The organism is Moorena sp. SIO3B2, assembly GCF_010692525.1.
Taxonomy (GTDB): domain Bacteria; phylum Cyanobacteriota; class Cyanobacteriia; order Cyanobacteriales; family Coleofasciculaceae; genus Moorena; species Moorena producens.
In genome coordinates this window covers 1-2051 of sequence record NZ_JAAHHE010000729.1, presented here as the reverse complement: position 1 = coordinate 2051, position 2051 = coordinate 1, and the positions used below count along the sequence as shown (strand labels likewise).

General features: G+C 43.5%; 1 protein-coding gene. It reads right to left on the bottom strand.

Translation table 11 applies throughout. From position 1 onward, the window contains the following. Positions 1-57: 57 nt before the first annotated feature. Complete coding sequence (locus tag F6K38_RS40370; RefSeq protein ID WP_287360478.1) at positions 58-1605, bottom strand: zinc ribbon domain-containing protein; 1548 nt, start codon at positions 1603-1605, stop codon at positions 58-60. Between the last annotated feature and the right edge of the window lie 446 nt (positions 1606-2051).

The window sequence follows — 2051 nt, the reverse complement described above, 5'->3', positions numbered from 1 at the left end:
CACTCGGATTTCACGAGGGGTGGTATTTCACCACCATGGTTATCAAGTTGTCAAGGTTCAGTACCTTGCGGCTAATCCCCCCCAATCCTTTATAGGGCAAGGTTTATAGCCAACGAATCGCACCCACCCATCTGTCTGGACGTTCCTGGCATCTCGACCAGGAGTTGCTTGAAAGCCTGAGCAAAGCTCATGTTTACAATCAATCCAACCAAGCTCAACTGCATCAAGCAGACTCAGTCCCATCCCTTTCAAGAAACGCGCGGTACGACGCAACAATACTGCCATTACCTCGGTCTTATTCATGTACCGAGTTAGTTCCTTGTCCGTACCCCGAGCAAGGATGTTTTTGGCAGCATTGTGGTCAGCCTGTAACACGACCCCATTAAATCTGGTAAAGTTGTCCCCGCTCCTTTTCCCCAACAGGGTTCCAGTCACGGAGTCAACTTGCGACGTGTAACTAGGCTGGACTTCTGTCACAATCGACCCAGTCCAATCAGCCCATTTTTGTAATGAGTCCCGCATTTGACCCTTCATCCAGCTATTAAGCTTGCGAGACATGGCTTTGGACTGACGTTTTCCTTTAATCGGTTGTGTTAAATCTTCTGCAAAAATTTTAAGTGACTTCCCATTAAAAAGAGACTTAGATGCGGCTCCTATGATAGCCGTTAATTCTGACTGATTTTGTCTGTAACGCTTGTTCTCTGTTTTTCTGCTTAAGTTATTTTTAAGAATACGATCCGACTTAGCTGGGTCTATTTTTTCTAGTTTTCTATGAAGTGCCCAAAGCTTTCCTCTTTTGCGGTTTTTGGCACATATACGAACGGACTTTTTGGTGGTAACTTTGCCTAACCCTTTCCCATGCGCTTGACCCTCTGAATCATAGAAAGCCTCCGTGTATCCCTTGTCTACTCCTACAGGGCGACGTTCACCGGGAATTTCTACATTTCCATGGTCTACAAGAAAATGAATCTCAAACCTTTGCAGAACTTGGTTATGTATCAACCGAATTTGTCCTTTTATTTTTCGGTTAGATCTGACGATTATCCTGTTTCTCTTTCCTCTCCTTAATCCAGCTAATTCTAGTTGGTATGTATTGCGAGAGAGTCGTTTGCATTTATAACCCACTTGTTGATAAACTATCTGGTTCTTAACCCAGGAATGTCCCCGCTGGAATTCTTTCCTAACTAGTCTATGCAGCAGTGGGTTTTCCAAAAAAGCTAAGGTTTTAAGCTGTTTGCAAAGTTTTTTCCTGGTCTTTTGGTTTTCTTTCCCCGGAAACCTTCTATAAATTTTCTTTATTACCGCATCGATACAGGCTGCCTGCTGGGCTGTAATGGCTTTTGCTACATCATTGATAGTCCAGTCCATTATTTTGGCAGGCAACCCCAGAGTATCTGGAGTCCTGAAGCTTTTTACTTCCGGGATAGCCTTTTTCCAGTCCAGTCCCCAATGCTTGATGCTCCCCAGCTTGTTGTAAGACTCAGCTCTAACGATGCCTAGTTTTTTCATTGTAGACAGCAACTCAGTCTCAATCGACTCAGTCATCCCCACTACGGGGACAATTTGAGTCGATAGCTTTTTGGTTACGCCTACTTTTTTTGACATCGTCAACTGGTGTGTCTTCTTTCTTGATTTAGATAGATTTCTAGCGCTAGCAAAACGTCAATGTCGGTTTGGTACGGTTAAAAACCGTTTTATACCTATTTATTGGGGTTTAGTTGCGTGACTCGTTCCTTTGGACTTTCATTGTAACCATTCAACTATCAGCAGTAAGCTGAAGGGCTACAGGAAAAGTAGTATGAATGGCTGATAGCTGATAGCGCTAGACTGAATAGTTACATTGATAGTGACATTAAGATAGCCAAGATGTATCAAAAAGAGCGAGTCACTCATGGGGTGCATCTCATATTTGTAAAAGGGGAATGGGGAATGGGGAATGGGGAATGGGGAATGGGGAATGGGGAATGGGGAATGGGTAATAGGTAATGGGTAATAGGTAATAGGGGAAGCATGTCACTTAAGCCTAATATTTTTACCATTACTATAGCCCC

Excerpts from the sequence above, each read along its gene's own strand:
- F6K38_RS40370 (WP_287360478.1), bottom strand. The coding sequence starts at position 1,605 with ATGTCAAAAAAAGTAGGCGTAACCAAAAAGCTATCGACTCAAATTGTC.